The following is a 253-nucleotide window of genomic DNA, read 5'->3' on the forward strand; positions in this document are numbered from 1 at the left end:
GGTGAGTACGGTGGGTGGCAGCTCGAACACCCATGTCATGGTAGCACCTGGTAATACGTAACCTAATAAACCTCTGGTAAGAACAGTACGGTTGTTATGCTTGTCTACAAAGCCTAGTGCGGCGAGCTGGGCATGAGCATTGCCACTGTTGCTCACCTGCAAGGTTATCTGCTTGGTACTAGGCTGTGTCTGCATCTGCCACTGTAATATCGGCTGAGGTTTCTCTACAAATTTGGGCTGAATAAACACTGGC

Annotated in this window: 1 protein-coding gene; it reads right to left on the bottom strand. The window is 49.4% G+C overall.

From position 1 onward, the window contains the following. Nucleotides 1–253 (bottom strand): hypothetical protein (locus tag SB679_RS25385; protein ID WP_410705118.1); only part of this gene is annotated, 253 nt, incomplete at both ends.

This window comes from Chryseobacterium sp. SIMBA_029 (assembly GCF_046535275.1).
GTDB lineage: Bacteria > Bacteroidota > Bacteroidia > Flavobacteriales > Weeksellaceae > Chryseobacterium.